The 14,676-nt window shown below is 74.6% G+C and carries 18 protein-coding genes; 9 read left to right on the plus strand and 9 right to left on the minus strand.

The features are described from left to right. Positions 1 to 7: 7 nt before the first annotated feature. The 3 genes from FMM08_RS05235 to FMM08_RS05240 are packed head-to-tail and all read left to right on the plus strand — an operon-like array spanning position 8 to position 3,422. Positions 8 to 1,015, plus strand: coding sequence for a WcbI family polysaccharide biosynthesis putative acetyltransferase (locus FMM08_RS05235; protein ID WP_222710424.1), 1,008 nt, complete (start codon positions 8 to 10; stop codon positions 1,013 to 1,015). Beyond that, entirely contained in the window at positions 1,012 to 2,085 is a 1,074-nt protein-coding gene (locus FMM08_RS22865) for a glycosyltransferase family protein (RefSeq protein ID WP_187279548.1), read from the plus strand. The genes FMM08_RS05235 and FMM08_RS22865 overlap by 4 nt, the downstream gene beginning before the upstream one ends. Next, the gene (locus FMM08_RS05240; RefSeq protein ID WP_187279549.1) at positions 2,082 to 3,422 is read left to right on the plus strand and encodes a glycosyltransferase family 2 protein; all 1,341 of its coding nucleotides are present in this window, start codon (positions 2,082 to 2,084) and stop codon (positions 3,420 to 3,422) included. Before FMM08_RS22865 ends, FMM08_RS05240 begins: the two co-directional genes overlap by 4 nt. Here the strand turns inward: FMM08_RS05240 and FMM08_RS05245 are convergent. From FMM08_RS05245 to FMM08_RS05260, 4 genes are all read right to left on the minus strand, one after another. After that, positions 3,365 to 4,240: an FkbM family methyltransferase gene (locus tag FMM08_RS05245; protein ID WP_147925253.1), complete on the minus strand. Its 876-nt coding sequence runs from the start codon at positions 4,238 to 4,240 to the stop codon at positions 3,365 to 3,367. The two genes, FMM08_RS05240 and FMM08_RS05245, sit on opposite strands and share 58 nt — an antisense overlap. 114 nt (positions 4,241 to 4,354) lie before the next feature. After that, positions 4,355 to 4,906: a ribonuclease FAU-1 family protein gene (locus FMM08_RS05250; protein WP_147925254.1), complete on the minus strand. Its 552-nt coding sequence runs from the start codon at positions 4,904 to 4,906 to the stop codon at positions 4,355 to 4,357. A gap of 370 nt (positions 4,907 to 5,276) precedes the next feature. Then, positions 5,277 to 6,842 carry a methyl-accepting chemotaxis protein gene (locus FMM08_RS05255; RefSeq protein ID WP_187279550.1) on the minus strand — a complete coding sequence of 522 codons (1,566 nt, stop codon included), beginning with the start codon at positions 6,840 to 6,842 and terminating at the stop codon, positions 5,277 to 5,279. A gap of 169 nt (positions 6,843 to 7,011) precedes the next feature. Further along, a complete protein-coding gene (locus tag FMM08_RS05260; protein ID WP_187279551.1) occupies positions 7,012 to 7,485 on the minus strand; it encodes a deoxyribodipyrimidine photo-lyase in 474 nt (157 codons plus the stop codon). A 102-nt stretch (positions 7,486 to 7,587) separates the two neighbouring features. On the opposite strand from FMM08_RS05260, the gene FMM08_RS05265 reads away from it, so the two are divergent. Next, a complete protein-coding gene (locus tag FMM08_RS05265) occupies positions 7,588 to 7,974 on the plus strand; it encodes a beta-sandwich lipoprotein (RefSeq protein ID WP_147925257.1) in 387 nt (128 codons plus the stop codon). Between the two features lie 58 nt (positions 7,975 to 8,032). Beyond that, a complete protein-coding gene (locus FMM08_RS05270; protein ID WP_147925258.1) occupies positions 8,033 to 8,335 on the plus strand; it encodes a putative quinol monooxygenase in 303 nt (100 codons plus the stop codon). 62 nt (positions 8,336 to 8,397) lie between these two features. Here the strand turns inward: FMM08_RS05270 and FMM08_RS05275 are convergent, their stop codons facing one another. The 4 genes from FMM08_RS05275 to FMM08_RS05290 are packed head-to-tail and all read right to left on the minus strand — an operon-like array spanning position 8,398 to position 11,733. Beyond that, complete coding sequence (locus FMM08_RS05275) at positions 8,398 to 9,699, minus strand: MFS transporter (RefSeq protein WP_147925259.1); 1,302 nt, start codon at positions 9,697 to 9,699, stop codon at positions 8,398 to 8,400. Next, positions 9,696 to 10,265: an ArsR/SmtB family transcription factor gene (locus FMM08_RS05280; RefSeq protein WP_147925260.1), complete on the minus strand. Its 570-nt coding sequence runs from the start codon at positions 10,263 to 10,265 to the stop codon at positions 9,696 to 9,698. The genes FMM08_RS05275 and FMM08_RS05280 overlap by 4 nt, the downstream gene beginning before the upstream one ends. Positions 10,266 to 10,311: 46 nt before the next feature. After that, positions 10,312 to 11,022 carry a hypothetical protein gene (locus FMM08_RS05285; protein ID WP_147925261.1) on the minus strand — a complete coding sequence of 237 codons (711 nt, stop codon included), beginning with the start codon at positions 11,020 to 11,022 and terminating at the stop codon, positions 10,312 to 10,314. 39 nt (positions 11,023 to 11,061) lie between these two features. Next, positions 11,062 to 11,733: an SDR family NAD(P)-dependent oxidoreductase gene (locus tag FMM08_RS05290; RefSeq protein ID WP_147925262.1), complete on the minus strand. Its 672-nt coding sequence runs from the start codon at positions 11,731 to 11,733 to the stop codon at positions 11,062 to 11,064. Between the two features lie 104 nt (positions 11,734 to 11,837). Between FMM08_RS05290 and FMM08_RS05295 the strand changes: the two genes are divergently transcribed. Together FMM08_RS05295 and FMM08_RS05300 are read left to right on the plus strand one after the other, a co-directional pair. Next, positions 11,838 to 12,065 carry a hypothetical protein gene (locus FMM08_RS05295; protein ID WP_147925263.1) on the plus strand — a complete coding sequence of 76 codons (228 nt, stop codon included), beginning with the start codon at positions 11,838 to 11,840 and terminating at the stop codon, positions 12,063 to 12,065. Then, complete coding sequence (locus tag FMM08_RS05300) at positions 12,055 to 12,627, plus strand: hypothetical protein (RefSeq protein ID WP_147925264.1); 573 nt, start codon at positions 12,055 to 12,057, stop codon at positions 12,625 to 12,627. Before FMM08_RS05295 ends, FMM08_RS05300 begins: the two co-directional genes overlap by 11 nt. Here the strand turns inward: FMM08_RS05300 and FMM08_RS05305 are convergent. Then, complete coding sequence (locus FMM08_RS05305; protein ID WP_222710426.1) at positions 12,600 to 13,304, minus strand: APH(3') family aminoglycoside O-phosphotransferase; 705 nt, start codon at positions 13,302 to 13,304, stop codon at positions 12,600 to 12,602. The two genes, FMM08_RS05300 and FMM08_RS05305, sit on opposite strands and share 28 nt — an antisense overlap. A 529-nt stretch (positions 13,305 to 13,833) precedes the next feature. On the opposite strand from FMM08_RS05305, the gene FMM08_RS05310 reads away from it, so the two are divergent. Beyond that, positions 13,834 to 14,124 (plus strand): hypothetical protein, encoded by a 291-nt coding sequence (locus FMM08_RS05310; RefSeq protein ID WP_147925265.1) that lies wholly within the window; start codon positions 13,834 to 13,836, stop codon positions 14,122 to 14,124. 408 nt (positions 14,125 to 14,532) lie between these two features. Further along, positions 14,533 to 14,676, plus strand: a 144-nt coding sequence (locus tag FMM08_RS24055; RefSeq protein WP_369431670.1) for an Ig-like domain-containing protein, incomplete at its 3' end; no start/stop codon positions are given.

Here is a 14,676-nt window from a genome sequence, read left to right on the forward strand (position 1 = left end):
TCTCGAGGTGCTGAGCCCTGGACCTGCCCCGCTGACGGGCCCGCCGACCGGTGCGGTGACGGGCCGGCACCGGCACTACGGGACGTTCTACGGCCTGGAGCAGGTCGAACAGGACGACCGCCCGCTGCTGCTCGTGCACGGCAACTGCCAGGCGGAGTCGCTGCGGGTGCTGCTGTCGGGCGGTTCGCAGCAGGCGGGTCACCGCTCCCCGGTGCGCACGGTGCGCGTCCCGCCCGTTCACGAGCTGACCGCCGACGACTTCCCGCACCTGCACGCGCTGCTCGCCCGCGTCGACGTGGTGGTGTCCCAGCCCGTGGCCGACGGCTACCGCGGCCTGCCGCTGGGCACCGCCGAGGTCCTCGAGGCCGCCCAGCGGGCTCGGGGCGGCGGACGCCCGCCGCAGCTCGTGGTGGTGCCCGTCCTGCGCTGGGCCGCGCTGCACCCGTTCCAGGTCATCGTGAGGGCACCAGGGGCGGGCGAGCCCCCCCTGGTGCCCTACCACGACCTGCGGACCCTGGCCCTGGCCGCCGGAGCCGCTCCGCTGCCCGAGGTCCCCTCCGCTGCGGCCGTGCGCGCCGTGCGCGACCTGTCCGCCACCGAGCTGAGCTCGCGCCAGGAGCGCCACGGGTCGCTGCCCGTGGTCGACCTGCTCACCGACGCCGGCGCGCACGCCACGCACACCGTGAACCACCCCGGCAACGGCGTGCTCATCGGGCTCGCCCGCCGCGTGCTGGCGGCGGTGGGCCTGCCCGACGGCGTCGCCGACCCCGGTCGCACCCTGCTGGACAGCGTCCACGCTCCCGTGCTCCCCGAGGTGCTCGACGCCCTCGGGCTCGTCGACCAGGCGGGCTCCGCCCGCCCCTCGTGGCGCGTGCACGGCCAGGACCTCGACGACGACGAGGTCCGAGACGCCCACCTGCGCTGGTACGCCGAGCACCCCGGTGTCGCCGAGGCGGGTCTGGCGCGCCACGCCGCTGCCGCTGCCGCGCTGGCCGGGACGGGGCGGACCGCGTGAGCGTCGTCTGCCTGGTGGTGGGTCCGACCGAGCACGGGGTGGTGGAGGTGGCCGTCCACCAGCACCACGCGCTCGCAGCCGCTGCCGACCGTGACGGCGACCCCCGGGCCGTGCACCTCGTGCGCCTCGACGAGCGGCCAGGAGCTGAGGCGCTGCTTCGGGCCGTGCGCGCCGCCCCGGAGGGGCCGGTGCTCGTGCACGTCACCGACAAGCTCTTCGGGCGCGGACCCGAGGAGGCGGCGGACGTGCTCGAGGCGGTCGCGGGGGAGCGGCAGCTGGTGGTGGCGCTGCACGACCTGCCGCAGGCCAGCGACGGGGCCGTCAACCACCCGCGGCGCGCCGCGGCCTACCGGCGGGTCGCCGGTGCCGCTGCCGCAGTGGTCGTCGCGAGCCGCCACGAGGAGCGCCTGCTGCGCGCCTGCTGGGGCGCCCCGGGCGACGGGCCGGACGGGCTCGACGTCGTCGTCGTCCCCCTGCCGGTGCCGGTGCTGGACCGCTCAGGTGGGGTGACGGCCGCGGCGCCGACTGACCCGGGCGCCCCGCCGCAGGCGGTGGCGGTGCTCGGCTACCTCTACCCGGGCAAGGGGCACGACGCCGTGGTCGAGGCGCTCGACGCGCTGCCGCCCGGGGTGGGGCTGCTGGCGTGGGGCAGGCCGTCATCGGGCCACGAGGACCTGGTCCCCGCCCTGCAGGCGCAGGCGGGAGCGCTCGGGCGCACGGCGCACGTCAGCGGCTGGGTGGCCTCGGAAGACCTGCCGGGCCTGCTGCGCTCGCCCGTGGTGCCGGTGGCGCCGCACGCCCACCTGTCGGCGTCGGGGTCCATCAACGCCTGGATCGCCGCGGGTCGGCGTCCGCTCGTGCCGCGCAGCGACTACGCCGCCGAGCTGCTGGAGCGCACCCCCGGCTGCGTCACCGCCTACGACGACCTGCGCGTCGCCCTGGCGCGGGCGTGGGCCGACCCGGGCAGCACGTGGCTGGTCCCCGGTCCGCCGACCGGCCCGACCGTCGAGCAGACCGCGGCGCAGGTGCGCGCGGTGCTGGAGGCACTCCCCACCGAGGTCGACGCGTGAGCGGCGCCAGCACCACGACCGTGTCGGTGGTGGTGCCGCACTACGAGGCGCCGCACGACCTGTCGCTGCTGCTCACCGCGCTGGAGCTGCAGGACCACCCGCTGCACCTGCTCGACGTGGTGGTCGCCGACGACGGCTCGGCGCAGGCCCCCGACCCCGGCGAGCGGCCCTACCGGGTGCGGGTGGTGGCCCAGGCCGACGAGGGCTTCCGCGCCGCCGCCGCACGCAACCTGGGCGCTGCCGCGGGCAGCGGGGAGGTGGTCTGCTTCCTCGACGCCGACACCGTCCCCGAGCCCGGGTACGTCTCCGCGGTGGTCCGCGCCGTCGAGGCGGGCGCCGACCTCGTGGTCGGCCGGCGCCGCCACGGCGACCTCGCCTCGACCTCCCCGGACCAGCTGCGCCGCTGGTTCGGCGGTGACGCCGCGTCCGCGCCGGAGGAGTTCGAGGAACCGGCGTGGCTGCTCGAGGCGTACGAGCGCACCGACCACCTGCGCACCGCCGGCGACGACGCCTACCGCTTCGTCATCTCGGCGGTGCTCAGCACCACGCGCGCGCTGTTCGAGGAGGTGGGCGGCTTCGAGGAGACGTTCACCGCGTACGGCGGGGAGGACTGGGAGCTCGCGCACCGCTGCTGGCTGGCGGGCGCGACCTTCCACCACGAGCGGGACGCGGTGGCCTGGCACGACGGCGAGGACTTCGCCGGCCGCACCGACGACGACGACGCGCGCCGCTCCCGCAACGTGGAGGGGCTCGCGCTGGCGCGGTTCGTCGCCGGGCCCGCCACGCGCGGGCAGCCGGGTGGCGGCCTGGTGTGGGACCACCCCGACGTCGTCGTCGTCCTCGACGACGCGGCAGGAGGCGGGCTCGCGGAGGACGCCGACGGCGCCGACGCGGTCGCCTGCGTGATGTCCCTGCTGGCGGGCAGCGACGCCGGGGTGTGGCTGCGCGACGGCCGGGTCGCGGCGCTGCTGGACGACCCGCGCGTGCACGTCGGCGAGCCGCCGCGCGCGGTGCTCGGTCGCTGCCGCTACCGCGTGGACCTCGACCGGCCCGTGGTGCTGGTCGGCGCGACGCTCGCCGAGCTCGCCGAGGTCGCGCCGGTGCGGGTGGGGGAGCACCTCGTGGTGCGCCGCACCCGTGACGACCACCGCGAGGACGGCGCTGAGGTGCTCGTGCTCGACGCCGACGGGGTCTCAGCCGACGTGCCGCGCGCGGTGGACCTCCAGCGGGCGTGGGGCCGGGCGGACCACCAGCACGAGCCGCGCTTCCAGCGGTCTGGTCACCTGTCCGAGCGCACGCCGTCGAGCGTCACCGAGCGGCCGATCGCCTCGGCGTAGGCGGGCACCACCGCGTCGTCGACGGCGCCGTCCGCCACGAGCTGCGCCAGGCAGCGGACCGCGAGGTCGGGTGAGGCGTAGACGTGGTGCGCCAGCAGCGCCAGGTGCTTGAGCTGCTCGGCGGTGAGCTCCTCGAGGCGGCCGAAGTCCTTGACGTAGGCGACGTCGGCCTCGATGACCTGCTGGTGGTTGGTGAAGATGTACCCGTCGATGACGGCCGGGGCGATCGGCCACTTCTTGAGGGTGGCGAACGTGTGCAGCACGAAGCCCTGGGCGCGCAGCTCGGCGTCGACCTCGCCGAACAGCGGCTGGCCCTCGTACAGCGGCGCGAACGACATCTCCGTGTGCACGGCCACCGCGCCCGCCAGGGTGGTCCGGCCGTTCTGGAAGACCGGCAGCTCGGAGCCCTGGACGTCGATCTTCAGCAGGTCCATCGGACCGAGGTCGGTGATGTCGTCCAGGCGCGTGGTCGCCAGGCTCGTGCGGCTGAGCACCTCGCCGTACCGGGCGAACTCGTTGAGCGTCGACAGCCGGGCGACGTCGGGCTCCAGCAGGCTGGTCATGCCGTTCATCCACGTGACCCTGAGCTCGTGCTCGCCGCCGTCGCCGACGGCGTGCGGCAGGTACCGCTCGTTCGGGCCCGCCGCGTCGAGCAGCAGCTGCAGCGCCTCCGGCTGCGGCTCGAAGCCCGTCACCGTGCACAGGCCCGCGCGGAGCATGTCGACGTAGGGCGGGTCGCCGTCGATGGGGTTGGCGCCGATGTCGACGACGGCGGTGAGCCGCTCGGGGGACAGCAGGTCGGTCCAGGTGCGCGCCACAGGGGCCCCTCTCGTCGGCGACCGGCGCCGACGGACCCCGGGCTCCGGAGGCTACGGCGCGTCGGCCAGCACCGCCCGGCGGACGGACGCCACGTGGACGAGCCGCGGGTGGGCTCAGGCGGGCGGCTGCTCAGGGGGTGCCACCGGCAGCCACGCCGGGTCCGCCACGGAGAGCCAGCGCTGGGCGGTCGTGCCGTCGAACGGCGCCTGACGGGCCCTCACGGCGGCGAGCACCGAAGCGCTCGCCGCCCGCGCGGCTGCCTGCAGCTGCGGCGGGTAGGCGTAGCGGACGCGGTGCAGCTCGAACTCGTCCTCGTCGTCGACGAACGGCTCCTCGCCGGTCCGCTGGACGACGTCGAGGTCGAGGTCGGACATCGTCACGCGCCCCGCCGACCAGGTCGCCGGGGTGGTGATGTCGACGTACGTCGTCACGTGCGACGTTCCACCGCCGTCGTAGAGCGTGGCGGCCCAGTGCTGACCCCGGGGGACGCAGAGGACGTTGGCGCGGTCGTAGGTGAACGCCAGGCCCGGCCGCCAGGTGGGCGTGCCCGCGGGGGAGTGCAGCCAGGTGCCGTGCTCGTCGTCACCGAGCAGGCGGGTGCCGATGTGCCAGTGGGGCGAGCCGTCGTACTTGGTGAACGCCACCTGCACCTCGTCACCGGTCACGACGACGACGCTAGACCCCGCCTCCCAGGGGCGGTGCTCGTCCAGTGCCTTGTGCTGGTGGAGCCCGTGTTCCACCCTGGGACGTGCTCATCGTCGCCGTCGTCCGGTGGGGCTCCCGGCTGGCTGCTCGACTGGGTGCCTGGAGGGAGGCGAGCCGGAGGCAGCCGTGGCCTCCGGAGCTGCTGGACCTCGACCGCCGCGCCTCGGCGGCGATGACGATGTGCACCTGCGGTCACATCTGGTACCAGCACGAGCGGCCCCACGTCCGCACCAGCTGCGGTGCCTGCGCCTGCCAGCGCTTCCGTCCCGCGGCCCCCGACGCAGGCGCCGCCGCCGGAGGGCCCGACCGCGGCTGACCGCGGCTCCCGCCTCAGACCGTGAAGCGGCCCGTCAGCTCCTGCAGGCGGCCGGCGGACGCCGCCAGGGACGACGCCATCCCCGCCGTGTCACCGGCGCTGCCGCGGTTCACGGCCGCTCCGGAGGCGATGTCGGTGACGTTGGCGGAGATCTGCGCGGAGCCCGTGGAGATCTCCGTGATGTTGCGGACCATCTCGGAGGTGGTGGCCGACTGCTCCTCCACGGCGGCGGCGATGGTGGCCTGCACGGCGTCGATCTGGGAGATGACCTCCCCGATCCCGGTGACGGCTGCAGCGGCCGCGGCGGCGTCGCCCTGGGTGGCGGTGACCTTGCTGATGATGTCGTCGGTGGCCTGGGCGGTCTGGCGGGCGAGCTCCTTGACCTCCCCGGCCACGACCGCGAAGCCCTTGCCGAGCTCACCGGCGCGTGCGGCTTCGATGGTGGCGTTCAGCGCGAGGAGGTTGGTCTGCTCGGCGATGGAGGTGATGAGCTTGACGACGTCGCCGATCTCCTGGCTGGAGGTGCCCAGGCGCTCGATGGCCTCACCGGCCTGGCCGGCAGCGCCCACGGCGGTGGCCGCCCTGGAGGAGGCCTCCGCGGTGGCGGTGGCGATCTGCGTGATGGCGGCGGTCATCTCCTCGCCGGCGGCGGCCACGGTGGTGATGGAGCTGGTGACCTGCTCGGACGCCGCGGCGACCACCTGGGTCTGCGCGGAGGTCTGCTCCGCGCTCGCCGCCATCGCGGCGGAGACACCGGTCAGGGACGCCGAGGACGTCGCCAGCGCCTGGGCCTCGGTGCTGATCTCCCGCATGGCGGAGGCCAGCGACTCCAGCGAGGTGTCGGTCGACCGGGCCAGCTGACCCAGCTCGTCGCGGCGCTCCAGGGCGACGCGTCGGTCCAGGCGACCCTGGGCCACCGCGCCCATGACGTCCACCACGCGCCCGAGCGGGCGGGTGACCGAGCGGGCCACCGCCACCGCCATCGCCACCGCGAGCAGGACGGCGACCACGGCGCACCCGACCAGGAGCGCGACCGCGGAGCGGTAGGTGGACTCGCCGTCGGCCGTCATCCTCGCGGCGGCCCCCACCTCGGCCTTGGTGATCTCCGCCAGCGCGGCCGAGGCGGCCGTGGAGTGCGGGGAGGTGGTGGTGGGCCGGATCGCGGCGTAGCCGGCGAAGTCCTTCGCCTGCAGCAGCGGGATCTGCAGCTGCGCCCCGGCGCGCCACTCCTCGACCGCCTGGTGGAAGGCGTCCTGCTGCGTCGTGCTGCTCGCGGGGGCGCTCGCCAGGTACGCCTTCCACCGCTCGTCGAGGTCCTTCGAGGCGGCCTGGTAGGCCTCGAGCGCCTTCTCGGTGGAGGCCTCGTCAGGAGCCATCCCGATGTTGCTCAGCTGGAAGCGCATGTCGAGGAACGCGGTGGCGGTCGTGTCCGCCTCCATGACCGACGTCAGGCCGCTCTGCGACAGCGTCTTGAGGTCGGCCTGGGCCTGCCCCAGGCGGACCACGCCGACTGCGCTGACGAGGACCAGCAGGACGCTGATCACCCCGAAGCCGAGGTAGAGCTTGTAAGCGATCTTCATGTCCGCCAGGCGACCCAGCACGACACCCTCCCCGGGGGTTCGACGGATGGTGCCCCAGGTATCGGCAGGGAGGTCCGCCGCTTGAACAGCAGGTGAACAGCACCTGACGTGACTGCTGTCACAGCTCCGTGGAGGGCCCGCGCGCAGGACCGCGCTGGGCGGACGGGACTCAGGGCGCGGCGGGGTAGCCGTGGCAGGCGACGGGCATCCAGAACGTCGCTCGCCCGAGCGCTGCGAGCGCGTCATCGCGCCGGTCGCCGCGCTCGTCGTCGTCGCTGTGGACGACCAGCGGGACGTCGAGGGCGCTGCGCACGGCCTCCTCGGTCGCGACGTCGTCCGGTCGGCCGGTGCCGAGCACGTGCACGTGAGTCGCCCCGGCAGCTCGGACGACGGGTGGGACGACGACGGCGGGGTCCCCGTGCTGGAAGAGCAGCTGCCCGTCGACCTTGTCGTCGAGGTCGCGCAGCACCGCCAGCCGCCGGGCCCGCTCCTGCGGTGGGAGGGACGCCCAGCGCTCGTCCTCGACCGGGACCAGGACCACCACGCGGCCGTCACCGTCCGCCACGGCCCCAGCGACCGCGGCACCGACGGCGGCGTTCCCAGACAGGTGGAGGTCCTCCCGCAGCCACACGACCCTCGGCACGCCCGCGATCGTAGGTGCGGCCCCGAGCGCGCGCAGGGGACTCCCGCTCCCACGCCGTGAGCCGCCATCATCCGGCGCACGGACCGCACTGCTGTCGGCGCACTGGCTGCCACCTCGCTCCTCGTGCTGACCCTCGGGGGCTGCTCGAGCGACTCAGACCTGGCGAGCCGCAACCTGTCCACCGAGGCCGAGCGGTTCGAGGTGGACCGGCAGATCGTCTTCTCCAACGGCGTCACCGACGCCTACGTGCTCGAGATCCAGGGGCGCTGCTCGGTGGACCCGGCCGAGTCGCTCGACGCGCTCGAGGTGACGTGCGAGGTGGGGGACGGCGAGTACGAGCAGCACCTGCTGGGGCTCAGCGACAAGACGACGTGCTTCGTGGAGCAGCTCGAGAGCCGGGACGTCTCCACCTACCACGACGAGGTCGCCTTCGAGCCGGAGTCGATCGTCCCGGACGACGACCTGTCCACCAGCTCCGACGGAGGCTGAGGGGGGCGGTGGCGGTTGTGCTGACGGGATGTCGGACCCCCGAGCCACCATGCGGGGCATGACGTTCGTGAACGCGGGGACCCTCGGCGCCGTCGCCGGAGCACGAGACGAGCTGGTGCGGCTCCTGACGCAGCGCAACGACGCGCTGCGCGAGATCGGCTGCCGGCTCTACGAGGTGGGTGTCAGCGACGACCAGCCGGACGTGGTGTTCGTCGTCGAGCTGTGGGACAGCGCCGAGGCGCACCGGGCGTCGCTGGAACTGCCCGAGGTCCAGGCGGCCATCGCCCAGGCGCGGCCGCTGCTGTCGGGGGAGTTCGGCGGGTTCCGGTTCGACGTGGTCGGCTCACCCTTGCGCGACTGAGCACCTCGAGCGGCCGCGGGCTCCGCGTGGGCGGACGGGTGCAGACCTGCCGCCGGTCACCCTCAGGACGCAGCTGAGGCGCGCCGCGCCGCGATCGTCGGCGCAGTGGCCGCGGCGGCGACCGTGATGACCGCGGCGCTCATCCAGAACACCGCGGGCAGGTCGGCCTCCCGAGCCACGACGCCTGCCACCAGCGCCCCGACCGTGGCGGACCCGACGCTGGCGACCGAGAACGCCGACTGCACGCGCCCCAGCAGCTCGTCGGGCACCACCCGCTGCCGCAGGGAGACCCCGACTACGTTCCACACGAGCACGCCGACGCCGTTGGCCACCAGCAGCGCCGCCGCCACCAGCCCCGAGCGCGTCAGGGCCAGACCGGCCGTGGAGAGCACGACGAGGGCCGCACCGGAGTACATCGCCCCGGCCACCCCCAGGTGGGCGCGCACCCAGGGGGCCACCTGGCTGCCGACCAGCGCCCCGACGGAGCCGACCGCCAGGACCACGCCGAAGCCCGTCGGTCCGAGTCCCAGCACGTCCTGGGCGTAGAGCGCGATGACGCCCCAGAAGGCCCCGGAGGCGAAGCCGAGCGCCGCCAGCACCACCCACAGCGCGCGCACCAGCCGCTGTCCCATCAGCCAGCGGACGCCTTCGGCGATGCCGGCGCACGCCAGCCGGAGCGCACCGCCCGAGGCGCTCGTCGTCACCGTGACCGTCTTCGACGACCGCCGTGACAGGAGGAGCGCGGCCACCGTCGCGAGGAGCAGCGCTGCCGCGTCGACGGCGAAGGGGGCCACCACCGCGACGGCGAACAGCGCCCCGGTGATGCCCTGCCCGACGAACTGCCCGGTGACCACCTGTGCCCCGTACAGGTGGGCGTTCGCGCGCTCGAGCATGGGCTCGGGCGCAGTGCGGGGGACCAGGGCGATGGCGGCGTCGTCGACGAGGGCCTCTCCGACGCCCAGGAGGAGCGCCGCGGCGACGAGCAGCCCGATGCTCGCGTGCCCGCTGCCCAGCCCGACCACGACCGCGGTCACGACCACCGCCCGAGCCGCGTTGACCGCCCACAGCAGCCGCACCCGGTCGACGCGGTCCACCACCAGCCCGGCCAGCGGGCCGACGACCAGCCACGGCAGCGTGGTGGCGGCGGCGACGGCGCTCACGAGGACCGGGTCTCGCGTCAGCGTCACGGCCAGCAGCGGGAACGCCACGCGCCGCACGCCGTCACCGAGGTTCGCGGCGGTCGAGCTGGTCCACAACCACCAGTAGTCGCCGCCCAGCCGCTCCTGAGGGCTCGGCGCGGAGGGCGAAGACACCGGGTGGTGCGGCGCGGTGGCGCTGGCCCCAGGCCCGGTGCCGCTGGTCACGAGCGCCCCCCGTCGTCGTCCTGGTGACGGCGGGCAGCGGCAGACGTCCGGTACAGGGCCACCGTGAGGTTGGCGACGTCGGCGTCGGGGGTCTGGTCCGCCTCGGCGGCCGCGACCAGGGCGGCGATCTGCTCCGACAGGCGCTGGTAGGCGGCGGGGTCCAGGCGGAGCCTCGTGACGAGCAGCTGCTGCTCGGCCTCCGGCGGGGCGGCGTCGAGGTCCTCGGCGACCGTGCGCAGCAGCAGCCCGCGGCGTCCGTGGGCGGGGTTGGACGGCGCCACGTCGAAGGTCCGCGCGACCCGCCCCCAGTAGCGCTCGGTGCCACCGCGGACCTTGGCGGTGCGGACCACCCTGACGAGGCCGGCAGCGGAGAGCACCTTGAGGTGGTGGCTGGCGCTGCCCTTGAGCAGGTCGTGCTCGGTGGCGAGCTGGCTGACGGTGGCCGCACGCACCGACAGCGTCTCGAGGATGCGGAAGCGGGCGAGGTTGCCGATGGCGGCCACCTGCTCGGCGGTGGTCAGCTCGAGGGTGTCGTCGAGGTCGTAGTCAGGAGCCGCGCCATCCACCGGTCAAGAATGCTTGACCCTTGACGGGTGAGTCGAGGGCGGCGTCTCACCGGCCGTCGTAGCCCGTCCAGAGGGACTCGTCGGGCCAGTGGCGGTCGTCGTCCAGGAGCGGCCAGTACGTCTCCTCGCTGAGCCGCGCACCGTCGGTGCCGAGGGCGCGCAGCAGCACGGAGCCGGTGTGGTGCACCACCGGGCACGCGAAGGCCACGAGACCGCTCGGAGGCACAGCGATCACGAGCTCGCGGACCAGGTCGCGGGTGGGGGAGCGGTGGATCAGCTGCAGGCGCTCCACCTGGTGGGAGCACAGGACGGCGACGCACGCCGCCCACATCGTGGAGGGCTCGACGCCGCCGCTGGTGCTCTCCGTCAGGGCGTAGCCGAGGAGCTGGTCGGCAACGACCTGGGTCTGCGTGCCCATCCAGCTCGTCGGCCCGGTGTCCGGGCGCTCGAGCACCCACTCCGGCAGGCTCGTCCCCGAACTCGCACCCGTGGGGCGCCAGCGCCCGGAGGGGGCGCGGGGCAGCACGTGGGCGTCGTGCTCGAGGCCGTCCTCGTCCGTGCGGTACGGCACCAGCACGCAGCCGAGGTCGTCCCAGGCACCGGCGGCGCCGACCACCCACGTCTGCTCCTCGACGCTGTCGGCCCCGCCGGCCCACGTCGTCCCGTGCTCCAGCGCTGCGACGAGCTGCTCATCCGTGACGTCAGGCGTCCACATCGGGAACTGGTCGTCCTCGTCGTCCCCGGGTGCGGTGGTCACCCGGTCAGGATCACCGGGATGAGCAAGGGGTTTCGCGCGTCAGACCACGTCGGGCATCGGCTCGGCGAAGACGCGGAACCCCTCCCGCTCCGTGTGCATCCGCCACAGGTGACCTGCCAGGACGTCCGGGTCGTGCGTGGGGTGCCCCACCTCTATGCCGCCCGGGATGATGAGCTGCCCCACGTGCACGCCCTCGTCGGCGAGGGCGGTGTGCAGCATCCGCGCGTACGCGCTCTCCCCGGCGAAGGCCACGGACGTCCCGGCCACGGCGGGGTTCGAACGGGCACCGCTGCCGCCGTTGACGAACAGCAGCGTCCCCCGGCCCCGCTCGCGCATGCTCGGCAGCACCTCGGCCACCACCGCCTGCGGACCGAAGATGGAGAACTCGACGGCCGCGCGCAGGTCGTCGACGTCCGTCTCGAGCACCGGCCGCAGGAACTCCGGCTGCGGGATGGGGCTGTACTGCACGACCTCGGCGGGCCCGAGGTCGGAGGCGGCGCGTCGAAGGGCGTCGCGCAGCGAGTCGAGGTCGCGGACGCTCGCCGCGTACCCGCGGGCGTCCACGCCCTGCGCGCACAGCTGCTCGGCCAGGGCGTCGACGTTGGCCTGGGTGCGGGAGACCAGGGCGACGGCGAAACCCTCGGCCCCGAAGCGACGGGCTGCGGCTGCGCCGAGGCCCGGACCGGCTCCGATGATGACGGCAGTGGACATGGCGCTCCTCGTCGATCGCGGTGATAACCGGTCCAGCCTGGTGCAGAGGCGCGGCTGGCGAAAACGCATCGCCCCGCGCTGGCTCCGTCGCCTAGCGTCCCGGCGTGACCAGGGGCCGCTACCGCTGGCGGACCGCCGTCCGCATGCGCACGCCGTGGTGGCTCATCGAGCGCGGTGTGGCCGCCAAGGGGCGACGTGACTGCGGCGACCACGACTTCTTCAACGCCGACGGTGTGGTCGAGCGCTGCTACCACTGCCAGGTGGGGGAGCGCCCGCACGACCCCGCCCACGTCCGCGGCCACCGGTCGAGCCGAGCTGGCGATGGGGACTGAGGCGGATCTGGCCGCGCCGGACCGCGGCGCGCCGTGCGGCATCCGCTTCGACGGGCGCCTGCGCTGGCACTGGTGGGGACCCGAGCGCGACGGCTGGGGCGACCGGATCGCCGCCTGCGGAGGACGAGTCCTGGGCTGGGACAGCGAGGAGGAGTGCCTCGCCGGTGCGGCGCGCGCCGGTTGGGAGTACGACGAGGACCAGGCCGGCGACCGCAGCGTGCTGGTCTCCGACCTCGGACCCGCGCAGGACTGGCTCGCGGGACGCAGGACGTGGCTGGAGGTGGATGCGGGGCTCAACCTGTGGAACTGGGCCGGTGACGTCAGCCGCAGCACCGGCGGCGCGTGGAACCCGCGAGGGCGGTCGGTGGACCGCTGCTACGACAAGCTCGTCGCCGCGAACGTGCCGTACGTCTTCCACCTCGACTCCTACCGTCCGCAGTGGACGGCTCACCAGCTGACGGCGCTGCGCCGCGTGCTGGGCGAGGCCGTCCACGTGGTGCGCGCCGGCTACGGGGACCTGCCTCGGCGGGCGCGTCAGAAGAACTCGTCGAGCAGGCGGTAGAAGGGCAGCACCAGGGCGTCCCGGTCGCTGGCCCCGTAGTGCTCGAGCAGCTGTTCCGCCCGCGTCCCGCCCAGCCGGTCGCGGGTGCTCCGCGCGGCGATCGCGAGGTCGCGGCACCGGTCGGCCACGCCCAGCCGCTCGACGTCGAGCAGGCCCGTCACCTCGCCGTCGTCGTCGAACAGCACGTTGGGGAGTCCGGGGTCGCCGTGGCAGACCACCAGCTCCTCCTGCGTGGGCAGGGTCGCCGCGAGCTCGGCGAGCAGCAGCGGCACGGACCAGCCGCGGCGTGCGCCGTCCGGTGCGGTGAGGTCGACGAGGCCGAGTGCGGCGCGGGACCGAGCGGCTGCCGTCGTCGTCCTCAGGCGGGCGTCGAAGGGGCAGCTCGCCACAGGAAGGGAGTGGAGGGCCCGCAGCACCTCGGCAAGGGCGGTGATGGCGCGCGGCTGAGCGGCCGGAGGTAGGGCGGTCAGCGGGCGCCCGGGGACTGTGGTGGTCACCAGGGCGTCGTCGCTCAGCGAGACGACCCGCGGGCACGGGAGCCCCTGGGCGCTCAGCCAGGTCAGCCGAGCGGCCTCGGCAGCCAGTCTCTCGGGGGAGTCCTGCTTGCGGTGCACCCCGCGGCCGCGCCAGACGCGCGCCCCCGACTTCCCGGTGGTCACCGGGACCCACTCGTCCACTGGACCTCCTGGACCTCTCAGACCGGAGACGTTCGACGCGCCGGACCCTCTCAGGTCGCGGCAGACGTCCGGGCCGACTGGCCCTAGGCGCCGCGGGTGCCGGGGCAGACTGCAGGCGTGGCTGATCCGGACCGTCTGGCCGCTCCGCCTGAGGTCCCACCCCTCCGCTGGGTCATGACGACGACGACGAGGAGCGCCCCCGCGAGGTGTACTCCCAGGGGATGACGCTCCCACGACCAGACCCGATCGCAGGCTGATCCGTCCGGTGGTGGCTGCGCGGCAGCCTGGCGGCGTCGGCCCCGCGCTCGCCCGTGGCGAGCGGCGGCGCGAGCCGACGTCGTCGTCATCGATGGAGGGGACTCACATGCGCTCGACCAGCGAGGTGCGCCGCTACAAGCGCCGCACCGCCTACCTGCAGCTGGCGGTCGTCACGGCGGCGGTCGTGGTGCTCGTGCTCGCACTGGCCCTCCCGCAGGCCTGACGGCTCCGAACACGAGGAGTGCAACGTAGAACGCCGCGGCGACGTCCCATGACCGTGCACGTCCGCGACTTCCCCCGACCGCGCCACCGCGGCGCGCTGCCGACCTGCCCGGTCCGCTCGCTCACCGCCCCCTCGCTGGGGCACGGCGACGACCTCGGCCTGTTCGCCCTGCAGGTCCGCCGCGCCATCCAGCTCGGGGCGCCCGAACTGCTGGTGGACGAGACCGCCTGTGCAGGCTGGACCGCTGGCCAGCTGCTGGTGCTGGAGCACCTGCGCCGGCTGGCGCAGCGCTGCGGCACCCGCTGGACCGTCGCGTCCGCCGAGAGGTGCTCGCTGTGAGCGCGCTGATCGACGTGGCCGCTGTCGTGTGGGTGGGGTCGGCCGTCGTGGTCACGTCCCTGTTCGCCGCCGCTGCGCCGCTGCGGAAGAAGAGCGGAGGCGGTCGTGGCCGCTGAGGTCGCGAGGGTCGGGTCGAGCCGTCGGGCGTTCCTGCTGGTCGTCGCCGGTGGGGTCGTGGGCGTGGGCGGTGTGCTCACGGGGTGCGGCCCGTTCGGCAGCAAGCCCGCGGCGCAGGGTGCTGCTGGGAGTGCTGGTGCGTCGCCGTCGAGGAGCGCTGCTCCGGCGGCGCGGGTGTCGTTGGCCATCGACGGTGTGGACGCTGGTGGGACTGCCTCGGCGGGTGCGTCTGCCTCGGCGGGTGCATCTGGGCCGGCGGGTGGGGGTGGGGTGACCTCTCCGGTGCCGGTGGTGCGGGCCACGGTCAGCGGTGGTGAGCTGCAGGCGGTGGTGGTCACCGGTGCTGACGGGGTGCAGATCACCGGGGCTGGTGCTGGGGATGGGTCCTGGTCTCCGGAGGAGCCGTTGGAGCTGGGGGCGTCCTACACCGCGGTG

This window comes from Quadrisphaera setariae, assembly GCF_008041935.1.
Classification (GTDB): domain Bacteria; phylum Actinomycetota; class Actinomycetes; order Actinomycetales; family Quadrisphaeraceae; genus Quadrisphaera; species Quadrisphaera setariae.